Annotated in this window: 15 protein-coding genes; 9 read left to right on the forward strand and 6 right to left on the reverse strand. The window is 66.7% G+C overall.

What is annotated here, in order from left to right:
* Positions 1 to 2: 2 nt before the first annotated feature.
* Positions 3 to 1,175 (reverse strand): glycine betaine/L-proline ABC transporter permease ProW, encoded by a 1,173-nt coding sequence (gene proW / locus ACAM55_RS09865; RefSeq protein WP_369655837.1) that lies wholly within the window; start codon positions 1,173 to 1,175, stop codon positions 3 to 5.
* Between the two features lie 21 nt (positions 1,176 to 1,196).
* Positions 1,197 to 2,456 carry a glycine betaine/L-proline ABC transporter ATP-binding protein ProV gene (gene proV / locus ACAM55_RS09870; protein WP_369655838.1) on the reverse strand — a complete coding sequence of 420 codons (1,260 nt, stop codon included), beginning with the start codon at positions 2,454 to 2,456 and terminating at the stop codon, positions 1,197 to 1,199.
* A gap of 549 nt (positions 2,457 to 3,005) precedes the next feature.
* On the opposite strand from proV, the gene fumC reads away from it, so the two are divergent.
* Positions 3,006 to 4,403: a class II fumarate hydratase gene (gene fumC / locus ACAM55_RS09875; RefSeq protein ID WP_369655839.1), complete on the forward strand. Its 1,398-nt coding sequence runs from the start codon at positions 3,006 to 3,008 to the stop codon at positions 4,401 to 4,403.
* A 46-nt stretch (positions 4,404 to 4,449) separates the two neighbouring features.
* Here fumC and ACAM55_RS09880 read toward each other — a convergent pair whose 3' ends face one another.
* Positions 4,450 to 5,067 (reverse strand): NAD(P)-dependent oxidoreductase, encoded by a 618-nt coding sequence (locus tag ACAM55_RS09880; RefSeq protein ID WP_369655840.1) that lies wholly within the window; start codon positions 5,065 to 5,067, stop codon positions 4,450 to 4,452.
* Between the two features lie 101 nt (positions 5,068 to 5,168).
* Here ACAM55_RS09880 and ACAM55_RS09885 point away from each other — a divergent pair, with 101 nt between their 5' ends.
* On the forward strand, positions 5,169 to 6,086 hold the full coding sequence (locus ACAM55_RS09885; protein ID WP_369655841.1) for a LysR family transcriptional regulator: 918 nt from the start codon (positions 5,169 to 5,171) through the stop codon (positions 6,084 to 6,086).
* A gap of 21 nt (positions 6,087 to 6,107) precedes the next feature.
* Here ACAM55_RS09885 and ACAM55_RS09890 read toward each other — a convergent pair whose 3' ends face one another.
* Complete coding sequence (locus tag ACAM55_RS09890) at positions 6,108 to 6,746, reverse strand: YqhA family protein (protein WP_369655842.1); 639 nt, start codon at positions 6,744 to 6,746, stop codon at positions 6,108 to 6,110.
* A 157-nt stretch (positions 6,747 to 6,903) separates the two neighbouring features.
* On the opposite strand from ACAM55_RS09890, the gene acs reads away from it, so the two are divergent.
* Entirely contained in the window at positions 6,904 to 8,904 is a 2,001-nt protein-coding gene (gene acs, locus ACAM55_RS09895; protein ID WP_369655843.1) for an acetate--CoA ligase, read from the forward strand.
* A gap of 139 nt (positions 8,905 to 9,043) precedes the next feature.
* The gene (locus ACAM55_RS09900; protein WP_369655844.1) at positions 9,044 to 9,544 is read left to right on the forward strand and encodes a LapA family protein; all 501 of its coding nucleotides are present in this window, start codon (positions 9,044 to 9,046) and stop codon (positions 9,542 to 9,544) included.
* Positions 9,545 to 9,580: 36 nt separating this feature from the next.
* Here the strand turns inward: ACAM55_RS09900 and ACAM55_RS09905 are convergent, their stop codons facing one another.
* Positions 9,581 to 9,886, reverse strand: coding sequence for a c-type cytochrome (locus tag ACAM55_RS09905; protein WP_369655845.1), 306 nt, complete (start codon positions 9,884 to 9,886; stop codon positions 9,581 to 9,583).
* Between the two features lie 106 nt (positions 9,887 to 9,992).
* Here ACAM55_RS09905 and ACAM55_RS09910 point away from each other — a divergent pair, with 106 nt between their 5' ends.
* The gene (locus ACAM55_RS09910) at positions 9,993 to 10,247 is read left to right on the forward strand and encodes a TIGR04438 family Trp-rich protein (protein WP_369655846.1); all 255 of its coding nucleotides are present in this window, start codon (positions 9,993 to 9,995) and stop codon (positions 10,245 to 10,247) included.
* Positions 10,248 to 10,284: 37 nt separating this feature from the next.
* A complete protein-coding gene (locus tag ACAM55_RS09915) occupies positions 10,285 to 11,106 on the forward strand; it encodes a DUF3592 domain-containing protein (RefSeq protein WP_369655847.1) in 822 nt (273 codons plus the stop codon).
* A 7-nt stretch (positions 11,107 to 11,113) separates the two neighbouring features.
* On the opposite strand, the gene ilvD is transcribed toward ACAM55_RS09915, so the two are convergent.
* Positions 11,114 to 12,808 carry a dihydroxy-acid dehydratase gene (gene ilvD / locus ACAM55_RS09920; protein WP_369655848.1) on the reverse strand — a complete coding sequence of 565 codons (1,695 nt, stop codon included), beginning with the start codon at positions 12,806 to 12,808 and terminating at the stop codon, positions 11,114 to 11,116.
* 103 nt (positions 12,809 to 12,911) lie between these two features.
* Here ilvD and ACAM55_RS09925 point away from each other — a divergent pair, with 103 nt between their 5' ends.
* The 3 genes from ACAM55_RS09925 to ACAM55_RS09935 all read left to right on the forward strand — a co-directional run bounded on the left by ACAM55_RS09925 (position 12,912) and on the right by ACAM55_RS09935 (position 15,535).
* A complete protein-coding gene (locus ACAM55_RS09925; protein ID WP_369655849.1) occupies positions 12,912 to 13,850 on the forward strand; it encodes a LysR family transcriptional regulator in 939 nt (312 codons plus the stop codon).
* Between the two features lie 69 nt (positions 13,851 to 13,919).
* Positions 13,920 to 14,741: a prolipoprotein diacylglyceryl transferase gene (gene lgt / locus ACAM55_RS09930; protein ID WP_369655850.1), complete on the forward strand. Its 822-nt coding sequence runs from the start codon at positions 13,920 to 13,922 to the stop codon at positions 14,739 to 14,741.
* Positions 14,742 to 14,866: 125 nt separating this feature from the next.
* Positions 14,867 to 15,535, forward strand: a complete 669-nt coding sequence (locus tag ACAM55_RS09935) for a GntR family transcriptional regulator (RefSeq protein WP_369655851.1) — start codon at positions 14,867 to 14,869, stop codon at positions 15,533 to 15,535.

Consider the following 15,535-nt stretch of genomic DNA (forward strand, 5'->3'; position numbering starts at 1 on the left):
GCTCAGCGCGCTTGCGTGGACAGGGCAGGTACAGGCTCGCTCGCATGGTGCGGCGGCGTGCTCACGAGGCGCTGCAGCAGATGCAGCGCAAAGCCGGCCGGCCCGGTGTGCCACCAGCGGCGCCCGGCGCTGCGGCGCGACTGGCCCATGGCCTGCGTGAGGCGGTCGAGCGAGATCGCCAGCAGCACGATGCCCAGGCCGCCGACGGTCGCCAGGCCCATGTCGAGCCGGCCGATGCCGCGCAGCACCATCTGGCCCAGGCCGCCGACCGCGATCATCGAGGCGATCACCACCATAGAGAGCGACAGCATCAGCGCCTGGTTGATGCCCGCCATGATCGACGGCATGGCCAGCGGCAGTTGCACCTTCACCAGCATCTGCCAGGGCGAGGCGCCGTAGGCGCGCGCGGCCTCGATCAGGTCGGGCCGCACCTGGCGCAGGCCCAGGTTGGTCAGGCGCACCAGCGGCGCCAGCGCAAAGATGATGGTCACGATCACGCCCGGCACGTTGCCGATGCCGAACAGCATCACCACCGGCACCAGGTAGACGAAGGCGGGCGTGGTCTGCATCGCGTCGAGCACCGGGCGCGTGAGGCGCTGGGCGCGGTCGCTGCTGGCCAGCAGCACGCCGAGCGGCAGGCCGATCACCATGCAGAAAACGAGCGAGGTCAGCACCAGCGACAGCGTCACCATGGCTTCGGGCCAGATGCCCAGCATGGCCACGAGCAGCAGCGCCGCCGTGGTGCCGATGGCGAGCGCGCGGCCCGCGAACTGCCAGGCGAACAGGCCGATGAGGGCGATCATGGCCAGCGTCGGCAGGCCGGTCAGCAGGCCCTGCACCCAGTTCAGCGTGCTGTCGATGGGCAGGCGCACGGTCTGGAAGAAGGGGCGGAAGTGCTCGACCACCCAGCCGAGGCCCTGGTTGATCCAGGATTCGACGGGCAGGGAGCCGTCCCAGAGGCGGTGCAATTGGAGGCCGCCGGTGGCGGCGTCGGGCGATCCGGCCAGCTGGCGAGCCGTGTCGATGGGGGCGTCGAGCCAGGCGCTGGTCGCGGAGGCGTCGGGGGCGGCGGACAGGGCGGCCCAGGGATCGGCCGGCGCCGCTGCCTGCGGGGCCGTGGCGGTGGAGGCGTCGTTCAGGGGCGCGAGTTCGGAGGGCAGTGCGGTGTCGTTCATCAATGGGTCCTTCGAGGTCGGTCAGACAACGGCCACGGCGGCCGCAGCAGAAACAGGTTGGGGCTGGTGTGCCGGGTCGATCGGCGGCGTGTCGCGGTCGAGAAACTTCAGCAGCGTCGTCTTGCTGATCGCACCGCAGAAGCGGCCGTCGCCGGCCACCACGGGCACGGCACACGGCGCCTGGCCCACCTGGCCGATCAGGCCGGCCACGGGCGCGTCGGCCTCGATCACGCCCAGGTCGTTCAGGAACGCGTGGCGCAGCCCCAGCGGGCCCGAATGCCCGTCGAGCGCCGAGCGCAGCGTGTCGGCCGACACGGTACCCAGGTAGCGCTTGGTCGGGCTCGTCACGTAGGCGAAGTCGCGGTCCTGGTCTTCCAGGACCTTGAGTGCCGCATGCGCACCGCGCTCGGGGTGCTCGCAGACCACCGTGAGCGATTTGCGCGCGATGTCCGCCGCCTTGAACACAGCCGCCGCGTCCACGCCGCGCACGAAGCTGCGCACATACTCGTCGGCGGGGCTGCGCAAGATCTCGTCGGGCGTGCCGACCTGGATCACCTGGCCGTCCTTCATGATCGCGATGCGGTCGCCGATGCGCATGGCCTCGTCGAGGTCGTGCGAGATGAAGACGATGGTGCGGCGCTGCTCCTTCTGCAGCCGCAACAGCTCGGACTGCATCTCGGTGCGGATGATCGGGTCGAGGGCCGAGAAGGCCTCGTCCATCAGCAGGATCGACGGATCGGAAGCCAGCGCGCGCGCCAGGCCCACGCGCTGCTGCATGCCGCCCGAGAGCTCGTCGGGATAGCTGTCGCCCCAGCCCGCAAGACCCACCTGCGCGAGCGCCTTGTCGGCCTGCGCGAGGCGTTCCTTCCTGCTGGTGCCCGACAGCTCGAGGCCGAAGGCGGTGTTCTCGCGTACCGTCATGTGCGGCATCAGCGCGAACGACTGGAACACCATGCTGATGTCCTTGCGGCGCAGCGCGCGCAGCTTCGCATCCGAGTGCTCGTTGATGTCCGCGCCGTCGATCACGATGCGGCCCGCGGTCGGCTCGATCAGCCGGTTCAAGAGGCGCACCAGCGTCGATTTTCCCGACCCCGAGAGACCCATGATGACGAAGACCTCGCCGGCCTGGATTTCGAAGGTGGCATCGAACACCCCGATCGACTGGCCCGTCTGCGCGAGGATTTCCTTCTTCGAAAAACCTTGCCGGACCAATTCGAGCGCCTGTTCGGGCGAGTCGCCGAACACCTTGAAAACATGGTCGATGAGAATTCCTTTGGCCATACGCCGGGCTCCTTGTGTGATGGTTGGACACAGCGCCGCCCCGGAGGACGGCAACGGCCACGCCATCAGCCGATGGGGCTGCCCGAACAGAGCGCGTGAAGAAAGCGCGTGCAATGGCCCGGCGAGCCTCGAAGGCTGCCGACAGGCACTGAAGACGACATGGCGACGAAGCCAGTGCCCGCCGGATGCTTCATTCGCAGGGCGGCGGGCCTGGTCGAGGGGCGCCGCCTGGATGAGCGTGACGTGGCAATGGGGCCGGAAAGATCCGGCCGGTTTGCCGGGCAGGGCCCGGCGGGAAGAGCCTTGCACCGCGACGGGATTCGGTGATCCGCGAGTAGCGCAAGCGCAACCAACATGACTTGTTGGTCGTCTGAAGACCGTAATTATAACTTTTTGACATTACGTGAGTCAAGCCCGCGGCGTATCGTGGGCCGGGTGTCCGGGGCGAAAAAAGCCTAGGCAAATGCGAGCCATTCTTATCAAGGCCATACTCGGCACCGCGCCCGGTGAGCGGGCGCAACCATCCAAGACTGCGGAGCTTTTTTCATCATGACGACTTCCCCCAAGACCCGTGCCGAGCGCGATACCTTTGGACCGATCGACGTGCCGGCCGACAAGCTGTGGGGTGCGCAAACGCAGCGCTCGCTGCAGAACTTCGACATCTCCGGCGAGCAGCAGCCGCGCGAGATCATCAAGGCGCTGGCGCAGGTCAAGCGCGCCTCGGCGGTGGTCAACCATGCGCTGGGCCTGCAGGACGAGAAGAAGACAAAGGCGATCGTGGCCGCGGCCGACGAAGTCATCGCGGGCAAGCACCCGGGCGAGTTCCCGCTGGTGGTCTGGCAGACCGGCTCGGGCACGCAGACCAACATGAACGTCAACGAGGTGCTGGCCAACCGCGCCAGCGAACTGCTCGGCGGCGAGCGCGGGGAAGGGCGCCTCGTGCACCCGAACGACGATGTGAACCGCAGCCAGTCGAGCAACGACGTGTTCCCCACCGCCATGCACGTGGCGGCCGTCGAAGCCATCACGCACAAGCTGCTGCCCGCCATTGCCAAGCTGCGCGGCACGCTTGAGAAAAAGTCGGAGGACTTTTCCGACATCGTGAAGATCGGCCGCACCCACCTGCAGGACGCCACGCCCCTCACGCTGGGCCAGGAGTTCTCGGGCTACGTGGCGCAGCTGGCGCACGGCGAGGCGCATGTGCGCGCGGCGCTGCCGCACCTGTGCGAGCTGGCGCTGGGTGGCACGGCCGTCGGCACCGGGCTCAATGCGCCCAAGGGCTACGCGGAGCAGGTGGCGGCCGAGTTGGCCAAGCTCACGGGCCTGCCTTTCGTGACCGCGCCCAACAAGTTCGAAGCCATGGCCAGCGTCGATGCGCTGGTGCATGCCCACGGCGCGCTCAAGACGCTCGCGGCCAGCATGACCAAGATCGCCAACGACGTGCGCTGGCTCGCGAGCGGCCCGCGCAGCGGCATCGGCGAACTCAGCATTCCCGAGAACGAACCGGGCTCGTCGATCATGCCGGGCAAGGTCAACCCGACCCAGAGCGAAGCCGTCACGATGCTGGCCGCGCAGGTGTTCGGCAACGACGTGGCCATCAACATCGGCGGCGCCTCGGGCAACTTCGAACTGAACGTGTTCCGTCCGATGGTGGCGCACAACTTCCTGCAGAGCGTGCGCCTGCTGGCCGACGGCATGGTGAGCTTCAACGACCACTGCGCCGTGGGCATCGAGCCGAACCGCGAGCGCATCACCGAGCTGGTGCAGCGCTCGCTGATGCTGGTGACCGCGCTCAACACGCACATCGGCTACGACAAGTCGGCCTACATCGCGAAGAAGGCGCACAAGGAAGGCACGAGCCTGCGCGAAGCCGCGATCGCTTCGGGGCACCTGACGGCCGAGCAGTTCGACCAGTGGGTGGTGCCGGAGAACATGACGGGCCGTTGATTCGGGCCGCCCCATGAAAAAAGGACCCGAGGGTCCTTTTTTGTTTTCAGTAGCCGATGGTGTAGCGCTGGCGCGAGTGCGCGGCCTTTTCGAGCTCGTCGATGAACGCGATCGCATAGTCCTCGAAGCTGATCCAGCTGCGGCCTTCGGCGCTCACGAGCAGGTCGTCCTTTCCGAGGCGGAACTTGCCCGTGCGTTCGCCTTCGACGAACTCGGCGGAAGGCGAGAGGAAGGTCCAGTCGAGTTCCTTCTCGCCCTGCAGCACCTCCAGGAACGCAGCGCCCGCTGAAGCCTCGGCCTTGTATGCCTCGGGGAAATTCGGCGTGTCGATCACCTTCAGGCCGGGCGCCGCGAAAAGGCTGCCGGCGCCGCCGACCACCAGCAGGCGCTTCACGCCCGCGCGCTTGGCCGGCTCGATGATGGCCTCGGGCGGCACGGTGGAGAAGTGCGCGGCGCTGAACACGGCGTCATGGCCAGCCAATGCCTTTTCGAGCGCGGGCGCGTCGAGCACGTCGACGTCGATGGCCTTCACATCGGCGCGGCCCGACAGCTTTTCGCTGGCCTTGCGTGCAATGGCCGTCACGGTGTGGCCGCGGCGGAGGGCCTCTTCGAGAAGGCGGCCACCGGCGCGTCCGGTGGCGCCAATGATGGCGATGTGGCTCATGAATGCTCCTGAAAAGTTGATGCGATGAAACGCATCTTAGGTTTCTGCTTTCGAAAGAAATACCTCGAATTTCGCGCTTGTTTATTCCTAAAATCGTTCGAATGGACCGATTGAATGCAATGCGCGTGTTCGTCACGGTGGTCGACTCGGGCAGCCTTTCGGCCGCGGCCGACAAGCTCGATCTTTCTCGGCCGGTGGTCACGCGCTACGTGGCCGAACTCGAGCAATGGACCGGCGCACGCCTGCTGCACCGCACGACGCGACGGCTGAGCCTCACTGCGGCGGGCGAAGAACTGCTGCCACGCTGCCGCCAGGTGCTCGAACTCGCGGGCGACATGCAGGCCGCCGTGCGGCACCCGGCCGAGGCGCCGCGGGGCCAATTGCGCATCACGGCCAGCACGTCCTTCGCGCAGGCGCAACTGGCCGGCGCCGTGGCCGATTACGTGCGGTTGTATCCCGGGGTGGCGGTCGACCTGGTGCTGCTGGACCGCGCGGTGAACCTGGTGGACGAGCGCATCGATCTCGCCATTCGAGTGGCAGTGGAGATCGATCCCAACCTGATCGCGCGGCGGCTCACCGACTGCCGGTCGGTGGTTTGCGCGTCACCCGGCTACCTGAAGGAACACGGCAAGCCCTCGCGCGTGGAGGAACTGGCCCAACGCAATTGCCTCACGCATTCCTACTTCGGGCGCAGCCTGTGGAATTTCACGCGCAAGGACAATGGGGAGCCGGTGTCCGTGGCCGTGGGCGGCAACCTGTCGACCAACGATGCCGCGAGCCTGATGCAGTTGGCGCGGGCGGGGGCGGGCGTTGCGATGCTGCCGACCTACCTGACGGCCGGCCTTGTGAAAGCCGGCGAACTGGTGCCGCTCTTCCCTGATTGCGAACCGCAGGTGGTGGGCATGTACGCGGTGTATGCCTCGCGCAAGCACATGCCGGCCGCGCTGCGCACGATGCTCGACTTTCTGGCCGAGCGATTCACCGATGTGCCCGAATGGGACGCGCCGCGCGCCGGGTAGGACGCGCGCGGGCCTGTTCCTTCAGTGGGGAACGCCGACCTTGGATGCGTTCGCAGTCATCAGCTTGTCGGTGTAGGCGATGGCGATGGCCGACAGCAGGAAGGTGATGTGGATCACCGTCTGCGCAATCAGCACGCGGTCGGTGTAGTTGTCTGCGTTGATGAAGGTCTTCAGCAGGTGGATCGAGCTGATGCCGATGATCGCGGTGGCCAGCTTGACCTTGAGCACCGAGGCGTTCACATGGCTCAGCCATTCGGGCTGGTCGCGATGGCCTTCGAGGTCCATGCGGCTCACGAAGGTCTCGTAGCCGCCCACGATCACCATGATCAGCAGGTTCGAGATCATCACCACGTCGATCAGCGCCAGCACCACCAGCATGATCACCGTCTCGTTGAGCGTGCTGACCGGCACGGTGGTCTTGTAGCCGATGCTCGTGATCAGCGACTGCAGCGCTTCCTTGCTGCCGAAGGCGGCCTCGACCAGGTGCAGCAGCTCGACCAGGAAGTGCACCACATATACCGCCTGCGCCACGATCAGGCCCAGGTACAGCGGCAGCTGCAGCCAGCGGCTCGCAAAGATCAGCTTGGGCAGCGGCCGGAGCGGCGAGCCGGTGGCGGGAACGGGCGTGCGGGGGAGGTCGAAAGATTCGGGAGCGGACATTGGAGGGGTGGTTGGGAGCGACCGGCGATTCTAGAGGTGCCCCCGTGTCCGACTCGTGATAACCCTGCGAACTAATATCGGACCCGGATCGGACCCGTCAGTGACCCGTAAGTGGGCCCGCCGACATTACGGCCGCACCTACCCAGGAGACAAGAAAATGAGCAGCAGCGTATCCAAGAATATCGAATCCGTCCTCGTCGAGAACCGCGTGTTCCCGCCCGACGCCCGCGCCAGCTCTGGCGCGCGCATCTCCGGCATGGCCGCCTACGAGGCCCTGTGCCGGGAAGCCGAGCAGGACTTCGAGGGCTTCTGGAGCCGCCTGGCGAAGGACAACCTGCAATGGACCAAGCCCTTCACCCGGACCCTGGACGAATCCAAGGCGCCGTTCTACGAATGGTTCGGCGACGGCGAGCTCAACGCCAGCGCGAATTGCCTCGACAAGCACATCGGCACCCCCGTCGAGCACAAGACCGCCATCGTCTTCGAGGCCGACGACGGCACCGTCACCCAGGTCACCTACAAGGAACTGCTCGCCCGCGTGAGCCAGTTCGCCAACGCGCTCAAGGCCGCCGGCATCCACAAGGGCGACCGCGTCATCATCTACATGCCCATGACCGTGGAAGGCGTCGTCGCCATGCAGGCGTGCGCGCGCATCGGCGCCACCCACAGCGTCGTGTTCGGCGGCTTCTCGGCCAAGGCGCTGCAAGAGCGCATCATCGACGCCGGCGCCGTGGCCGTCATCACCGCCAACTACCAGCTGCGCGGCGGCAAGGAACTGCCGCTCAAGGCCATCGTGGACGACGGCATAGCGCTGGGCGGCTGCGAGTCGATCCGGACCGTGTTCGTGTATGAGCGCACCGCCACCGCCTGGAGCCGCATCGAAGGCCGCGACAAGAGCTTCGCCGAAGCACTGGCAGGGCAGAGCACCGAATGCGCTCCCGTGCCGGTGAACGCCGAGCACCCGCTCTTCATCCTCTACACCTCCGGCTCCACCGGCAAGCCCAAGGGCGTGCAGCACGCCACCGGCGGCTACCTGCTGTGGGCCCGGCTCACCATGGACTGGACCTTCGACATCCGGCCCGAAGACGTGTTCTGGTGCACCGCCGACATCGGCTGGATCACCGGCCACACCTACGTGGCCTACGGCCCGCTCGCCGCCGGCGCCACCCAGGTGGTGTTCGAAGGCATCCCCACCTTCCCGCATGCCGGGCGCTTCTGGCAGATGATCGAGAAGCACAAGGTGTCGGTGTTCTACACCGCCCCCACGGCCATCCGCTCGCTCATCAAGGCGGCCGAGGGCGACGAGAAGGTGCACCCCAAGAACTGGGACCTGTCCAGCCTGCGCATCCTCGGTTCGGTGGGCGAGCCCATCAACCCCGAGGCGTGGATGTGGTACCACCGGAACATCGGCCACGAGAAATGTCCGATCGTCGACACCTTCTGGCAGACCGAAACCGGCGGCCACGTGATCACGCCGCTGCCCGGGGCCACGCCGCTGGTGCCCGGCTCGTGCACCTTGCCGCTGCCGGGCATCATGGCCGCCATCGTGGACGAGACCGGCAAGGACCTGCCCCACGGCGCGGGCGGCATGCTGGTCATCAAGCGGCCCTGGCCCTCGATGATCCGCACCATCTGGAACGACCCCGAGCGCTTCAGGAAGAGCTACTTCCCCGAGGAGATGGGCGGCACCATCTACCTGGCCGGGGACGGCGCGGTGCGCAGCGAAGACCGCGGCTACTTCCGCATCACGGGGCGCATCGACGACGTGCTGAACGTGTCGGGCCACCGCCTGGGCACGATGGAGATCGAATCGGCGCTGGTGTCCAAGACCGACCTGGTGGCCGAGGCGGCCGTGGTGGGCCGGCCCGACGACGTGACGGGCGAGGCGGTGTGCGCCTTCGTGGTGCTCAAGCGCGCGCGCCCGACGGGGGAGGAGGCCAGGCAGATCGCCAACGAGCTGCGCAACTGGGTGGCCAAGGAGATCGGGCCGATCGCCAAGCCCAAGGACATCCGCTTCGGGGACAACCTGCCCAAGACGCGCAGCGGCAAGATCATGCGCCGGCTCCTGCGCAGCATCGCCAAGGGCGAGGCGATCACGCAGGACACTTCCACGCTGGAAAATCCGGCCATCCTGGAGCAGTTGTCACAGACCAATTGATTGGCTCTGTAGGACATGGCCGTAACTGGAAAGCAGGGGCTATTGCGGCTCTCGGCCTGAGGTAAAACCAGCGCAGCCGCTGTGCGCCTGGCGCGCATGGCGGGTTCCGCTGTGTTCGACTTTCCGAAGGAGGCCCCCCATGGGCGTGAGATCTGCTTTCCTGTTCGTCATTCTGCTGTTGATCGCGGCCCTTGCCGCGCTCAACTGGGGAACGCTGTCGGCGCCCGTGCCGGTCTCGCTGGGCTTCATGACGATTTCCGCACCGCTCGGCTTGATGATGCTGGCGCTGACGATCGCTCTCGGCGTGTTCTTCCTGGTCTATGTGCTGTACCTGCACAGCGCCGTGCTGCTCGATGCCAAGCGCCACAACAAGGAAATGCAAGTGCAGCGCGACCTTGCCGACAAGGCCGAGGCCTCGCGCTTCACCGAGCTGCGCAATTTCCTGGAAGCGCAGGAGAACAAGCACATGGCGCAGAACGCCGAGCGGCATGCCGCGCTGCTGACGCGGCTGGGACAGGTCGAGAGCGTGGTGCGCCAGCGTTCGGAGCAGTCCGACAACACCGTGGCCGCGCACATCGGCCAGCTCGAAGACCGCATCGAGCGCCGCCCGCTGCCCACGGACATCGATCCGCGGGTCTGATGACGATGATGCCGGTCCGGGCGCGGATGCCTGGGATCAGCGCGTCATCAGCACCCAGGCCGCGAGCTTCTTGGCGTCGGCTTCGCTCACCTGGGTATTGGCCGGCATCGGCACCGGACCCCATACGCCCGAACCACCCTTGATGATCTTTGCCGCGAGCATGTCCGCGGCGGTGGCGTTGCCCTTGTACTTGGCTGCCACGTCCTTGAAAGAAGGGCCGAGCACCTTGCGGTCGACCGCATGGCAGCTCATGCAGTTCTTCGACGTGGCCAGGGCCAGGTCCGCAAAGGCTGGCGCCGCCAGGCCCAAGCCCAGAACCGCGAATGACAGGAGTCTTTTCATGGGAATGTTTTCGTAATGGCTGGGTTACATTCGATCTAACGCGATTGTAGGTAGCGCCGTGCACCGGCGTCCGGAAGCGTTTCGAACAAAACCCGAGGGATTCGCGATGCTTTTTCTGCTGCTGGGCCTGCTTGGCGTGGGCCTGAAATACCTGGAAGTGGGCATGGTTGCCGGCTGGAGCTGGTGGGTCGTGCTCTCGCCTTTTGCCATGGCCGTGGCATGGTGGGCATGGGCCGATTCGTCGGGCTACACCAAGCGCAAGGTCATCGAGCGCGAAGAACGGCGCAAGCAGGCGCGCATCGACCGCCAGCGCAGCAACATGGGCCTGCCGGGCAGCAAGGGCCAGCGCCCGAAGCGCTGAGCGGCACGCACACACCGGGCGGCCCTATCCACCCGCCATGGACGAAGAAGCAACCCGGCAAGCGATGCTGGTCTTCGGGCTCTCGCTGCTGGTTGGGCCGGCCATCGGCGGCTTGGCGGGATGGCTCAAGGGCTTGTTCTGGGGCGTGGGGATCGGGGCGCTGCTGATCGGTTGCGCGGGCTTCTATGCCGCCGCAACGATCGGCTGGCAGCGCTACCAGTCGATCGCAGGCACCGCGAGCGTGCAGGGCAGCCTGGTCGAGTTCGTCGACGAGCGCAGCAAGGACGGCAACGGCCGCACCACGGTTTCGCGCGCCCCCGTCGTCGAATACATCGCGCCTGACGGCCAGAAGCGCCGCGTCAAGGGGCTCGGCGGCGGACTGTCCGACAAGGAATGGGGCGACCCGGTCGAGGTGCGCTACAGCGTGGCCGACCCGGCGCGAGCCCTGGTGGCGGACTTCCAGAACATGTGGGGCGCTGTCTGGGGATTCGGCCTCTTCGGGCTGTTCCCGACGATGTTCGGCCTGTTCTTCACCGGCATGGCGATCAAGGAAGGCCGGCCCCGCGGCAGCGCGCCGGTTGAGCGCATGGCCACGCCCGCGCAGCAGCGCTGGCGCACGCGTGGCACTGTGCTGGCCAACCTGGTCTTCGTGGCCGGCTTTGCCGTCTGCTTTCTCTATCCGGACGAGCGGCTGGGGAGGGCGCTCGGCGCGGGATTCATGACCATCGGCGCCGGCGCATTGCTGCACTTCATCGTGCAGAGCCTGCCGCCGTCGATGGAGTTCGAATTCCGCAGCATCCTCGCGATCGTGGGCCTAGGCTTCCTGGCCTTCGGCTACGGCGCGTGGATGATGGCCTGAGCGGACCTCAGAACTTGTCGAGCACCGCGCCCGAGCTTGCGCTCGAGGCGTTGAAAGCGAACTTGGCCTGCACGCCGCGGGTGTAGCGCGGCGCCGGCGGCTTCCAGCCTTCGCGACGCTTGGCGAGCTCGGCTTCGGGCACGTTGAGCTCGAGCACCAGCTTGTGCGCGTCGATGGTGATCGAGTCGCCTTCGTTCACGAACGCAATGGTGCCGCCGGCCGCCGCCTCGGGCGCGACGTGGCCCACCACCATGCCCCAGGTTCCGCCCGAGAAGCGGCCGTCGGTGATCAGGCCCACGCTTTCGCCCAGGCCAGCGCCGATCAGCGCGCCCGTGGGGGCCAGCATTTCCGGCATGCCCGGACCGCCCTTGGGGCCCAGGTAGCGCAGTACCATCACGTCGCCGGCCTTGATCTTGCCGTCCAGGATGGCCTTGAGCGCCGACTGCTCGTCGTCGAACACGCGCGCCGGGCCCGTGATGACGGGGTTCTTCAGGCCGGTGATCTTAGCGACCGCGCCTTCGGGCGACAGGTTGCCCTTGAGGATGGCCAGGTGGCCTTCGTCGTACATGGGCTTGTCGATCGGACGGATCACGTCCTGGTCGGCACGCGGCACGTCGGGCACGTCCTTCAGCACTTCGGCAATCGTCTGGCCGGTGATGGTGATGCAGTCGCCGTGCAGCAGGCCCGCATTCAGCAGCACCTTCATCACTTGCGGAATGCCGCCGGCCTGGTGTAGGTCGACCGCGAGGTACTTGCCCGAGGGTTTCAGGTCGCACAGCACCGGCACCTTCTTGCGCATGCGCTCGAAGTCGTCGATGGACCATTCCACCCCGGCCGCGTGCGCAATGGCCAGGAAGTGCAGCACAGCGTTGGTGGAGCCGCCCGTCGCCATGATCACTGCCACCGCGTTCTCGATGGCCTTCTTGGTCACGATGTCGCGCGGCTTCAGGTCTTTCTTGATCGCCTCGATCAGCACCTTGGCCGATTCCTTGGCCGAGTTGGCTTTTTCGTCGTGCGGGTTGGCCATGGTCGACGAGTAGGGCAGCGAGATGCCCAGGGCTTCGAACGCGCTGGACATGGTGTTGGCCGTGTACATGCCGCCGCACGAGCCCGTGCCGGGAATGGCGCGCTTCTCGATCTCGTGCAGGTCTTCGTCGCTCAGGTTGCCGGCGGCGTTCTGGCCCACGGCTTCGAACACGCTCACGATGTTGAGGTCTTGCCCCTTGTAGCGGCCCGGCAGGATGGTGCCGCCGTAGACGTAGATGGCCGGCACATTGGCGCGCAGCATGCCCATGAGGCCGCCCGGCATGTTCTTGTCGCAGCCGCCGACCACCAGCACGCCGTCCATCCACTGGCCGCCCACGCAGGTCTCGATGCAGTCCGAAATGACTTCGCGGCTCACCAGCGAGTACTTCATGCCTTCGGTGCCCATGGCCATGCCGTCGGAGATGGTGGGTGTGCCGAACACCTGCGCGTTGCCGCCGGCTTCCTCGATGCCCGCGATGGCCGCGTCGGCCAGCTTCTGCAGGCCCGAGTTGCAGGGCGTGATGGTGCTGTGGCCGTTGGCGACGCCGACCATCGGCTTCTTGAAGTCGCTTTCCTCGTAGCCCATGGCGTAGAACATCGAGCGGTTGGGCGCGCGGCTCTTGCCTTCGACGATGTTGGCACTGCGGCGGTTGATCTGGATTGGCTTGGTGTCCATGGTGTCTCTTGTGTCGTGGGGAGATCGAGGGGAAGCCCAAGTATCGGACTTCTCATTGATTCATTCCAATCCATTTTTGTGCGCGGATTGATATGCTCGGCATATGAAGGAAAGCTTGATCGACCTGCGCGCCTGGCGCCAGTTCGTGGCCGTGGCCGAGGAACTGCATTTCGGCCGCGCCGCCGAACGCCTGCACATGACGCAGCCGCCCGTCACGCAGGCCATTGCCCAGCTCGAAAAGACATTGGGCGTGCTGCTGTTCGACCGCACGCGCAGGCGCGTGGCGCTCACGCCCGCCGGCGAGGCGCTGCTGCCCGACGTGCGCGAGCTGTTGGCGCGGGCCCAGGCCCTTCCCGAGCGCGCGCGTGCGGCGGCGGCCGGGCAGGTGGGGCGTGTGCGCATCGCCTTCGTTTCCACCATCGGCTTCGAGAAACTGCCGGCCTGGGTGCGCGAGTTCCGCGTGCTGTGCCCCGAGGTGGCGCTAGAACTGGTCGAAGCCACGGGCGACGTGCAGCTCGAAGCCTTTGCGCGCGGCGACATCGACGCCGGGCTCATGCTTCATTCGCCCGGCGCAGCGCCTCCCGGCCTTGCGCGGCTGCCGGTGGAACAGGAATCGCTGGTGCTGGCCATGCCCGCGCAGCATCGGCTGGCGGGCGCAGCCCCCGTGCCGCTGGCCGAGGTGCTGGCCGAGCCGCTGGTGATCTTTCCACGCCGCATCGTGCCGTCGCTGCACGACGCCATCTTTGGCCTCTATCACTCGGCCGGCCGCGCGCCGCAGGTGGCGCAAGAGGCGATCCAGATGCAGACCATCGTCAATCTGGTCTCGGGTGGCATCGGCATGGCCTGGGTGCCGCACAGCGTGATGCAGTTTCGGCGCGCGGGCGTGCTCTATCGGCAGGCTCAGGAGTTCAAGGGTGCAGGCCGCGGCCGCGTGGCGCTGCCCGCCTGCGAAACCAGCCTCGTGTGGCCCGCGCACGCAACGCATCCGGCGCTGGCGCGATTCGTGGAGTTCGTACGCGAGCGCACGCAGCAGGGCGGTTGAACCGGCCTGGCGGACGCCGCATGCGCGCGGTTCGAAAGGGCGCCACATGCCCGGGGCACAATCTGCGCCATGCTCATGTATCCGCAGATCAATCCCATCGCCCTGCAGCTCGGGCCCGTTGCCATTCACTGGTATGGGCTGACCTACCTGGCCGCGTTCGCGCTGTTTTATTTTCTCGGCACCCGCCGCCTGCGACACGAGCCGTATCGCTCGCTGGTCGGCGCGGGCGCGTGGCAGCGCAAGGACATCGAGGACATTCTCTTTCTCGGCGTGATGGGCGTCATCGTGGGTGGCCGGCTCGGCTACTGCCTGTTCTACAAGCCCGAGTTCTATCTGGCGAATCCGCTCCAGATTCTTTACGTGTGGCAGGGCGGCATGAGCTTTCACGGCGGCCTGCTGGGCGTGATCGGGGCGATGCTCTGGTTCGCGCGTTCGCGTGCCCGGCCGTTCTGGCAGGTGATGGATTTCGTCTCGCCCTGCGTGCCGACGGGCCTGGCGGCAGGCCGCGTGGGCAACTTCATCAACGGTGAGCTCTGGGGCCGCTTCAGCAGCCCCGATCTGCTGTGGGGCATGGTGTTTCCGCAGAGCGGCTCGATGCTGCCGCGCCATCCCTCGCAGATCTACCAGTTCCTGCTCGAGGGGCTTCTCCTGTTCGTCATCATGTGGCTCTACGCTCGCAAGGAGCGCAAGCAAGGGCAGGTGGCCGCGGTGTTCATGATCGGCTATGGCGCGCTGCGCTTCATTGCCGAGTATTTCCGCGAGCCGGATGATTTTCTCGGCCTTCGCGCGCTCAACCTGAGCCAGGGGCAGTGGCTCAGCGTGCCGATGGTGATCTTCGGCATCGGCCTGTGGATCTGGGCGGCGCAGCGCCGCCAGCCGGCACCGGCCTGAGCATCCCTCGCTCAGGGTAAGCCCGGTCTGCGGAGCCTTGTGCAGCGCTTGCGGGGCGTTCATTGCGCGCTCACAATTACGTGTAATTACAGGAAATTACGTACCGCCCCCATCCTCACAGCTTCATGCGCCTGGTCCCCAACTCCCTGCACGACGAAGTGGCCGCCACGCTGCGCGAGCAGATCTTCGCGGGCGCACTGGCGCCGGGCAGCTTTCTGGACGAGGCCGCGCTCTGCGAAAGGCTGTCGATCTCCCGCACCCCCTTGCGCGAGGCGCTCAAGGTGCTCACGGCCGAAGGCCTGCTGCGGCATGAACCGCGGCGCGGCTGCTTCGTGCGCGAGGTGACGGAGCGCGATCTCGACGAGATATTTCCGGTCATTGCGCTGCTCGAAGGCCGTTGCGCCTACGAGGCCGCGCGCAACGCCAGCGATTCCGAGCTGCACGAGCTCGATGCGCTGCATGAACGACTGGTGCGCCATGCCAGGTCCAAGCGCATCAACGACTACTACGCCACCAACCACCTCATTCACGAGGCGATCATCCAGCTGGCCGACAACAGATGGCTGGCGCAGGTGATCGGCGACCTGCGCAAGATCCTCAAGCTCGCGCGGCTCCAGCAACTGCATGCGCCGGGCCGGCTTGAGCAGAGCCTGTCGGAGCACCTGGCGGTGTTCGCCGCGCTCAAGGCGCGCGACAGCGACGGCGCGGATGCCGCCATGCGCACGCACTTGACGCGGCAGCGCGAAGCACTGCGCGAGGTGGCGCGGCAACAGAAATCCAGGGTGATGTCATGA

Origin of the sequence: Variovorax sp. V213, from assembly GCF_041154455.1 — a bacterium.
Taxonomy (GTDB): domain Bacteria; phylum Pseudomonadota; class Gammaproteobacteria; order Burkholderiales; family Burkholderiaceae_C; genus Variovorax.

Coding starts and splice junctions, on each gene's coding strand:
- ACAM55_RS09885 (WP_369655841.1), top strand. CDS start 5,169: ATGGACCGATTGAATGCAATGCGCGTGTTCGTCACGGTGGTCGACTCG.
- lgt (WP_369655850.1), top strand. CDS start 13,920: ATGCTCATGTATCCGCAGATCAATCCCATCGCCCTGCAGCTCGGGCCC.
- ACAM55_RS09900 (WP_369655844.1), top strand. CDS start 9,044: ATGGGCGTGAGATCTGCTTTCCTGTTCGTCATTCTGCTGTTGATCGCG.
- ACAM55_RS09890 (WP_369655842.1), bottom strand. CDS start 6,746: ATGTCCGCTCCCGAATCTTTCGACCTCCCCCGCACGCCCGTTCCCGCC.
- ilvD (WP_369655848.1), bottom strand. CDS start 12,808: ATGGACACCAAGCCAATCCAGATCAACCGCCGCAGTGCCAACATCGTC.
- fumC (WP_369655839.1), top strand. CDS start 3,006: ATGACGACTTCCCCCAAGACCCGTGCCGAGCGCGATACCTTTGGACCG.
- ACAM55_RS09915 (WP_369655847.1), top strand. CDS start 10,285: ATGGACGAAGAAGCAACCCGGCAAGCGATGCTGGTCTTCGGGCTCTCG.
- ACAM55_RS09880 (WP_369655840.1), bottom strand. CDS start 5,067: ATGAGCCACATCGCCATCATTGGCGCCACCGGACGCGCCGGTGGCCGC.
- ACAM55_RS09910 (WP_369655846.1), top strand. CDS start 9,993: ATGCTTTTTCTGCTGCTGGGCCTGCTTGGCGTGGGCCTGAAATACCTG.
- ACAM55_RS09925 (WP_369655849.1), top strand. CDS start 12,912: ATGAAGGAAAGCTTGATCGACCTGCGCGCCTGGCGCCAGTTCGTGGCC.
- proW (WP_369655837.1), bottom strand. CDS start 1,175: ATGAACGACACCGCACTGCCCTCCGAACTCGCGCCCCTGAACGACGCC.
- ACAM55_RS09935 (WP_369655851.1), top strand. CDS start 14,867: ATGCGCCTGGTCCCCAACTCCCTGCACGACGAAGTGGCCGCCACGCTG.
- proV (WP_369655838.1), bottom strand. CDS start 2,456: ATGGCCAAAGGAATTCTCATCGACCATGTTTTCAAGGTGTTCGGCGAC.
- acs (WP_369655843.1), top strand. CDS start 6,904: ATGAGCAGCAGCGTATCCAAGAATATCGAATCCGTCCTCGTCGAGAAC.
- ACAM55_RS09905 (WP_369655845.1), bottom strand. CDS start 9,886: ATGAAAAGACTCCTGTCATTCGCGGTTCTGGGCTTGGGCCTGGCGGCG.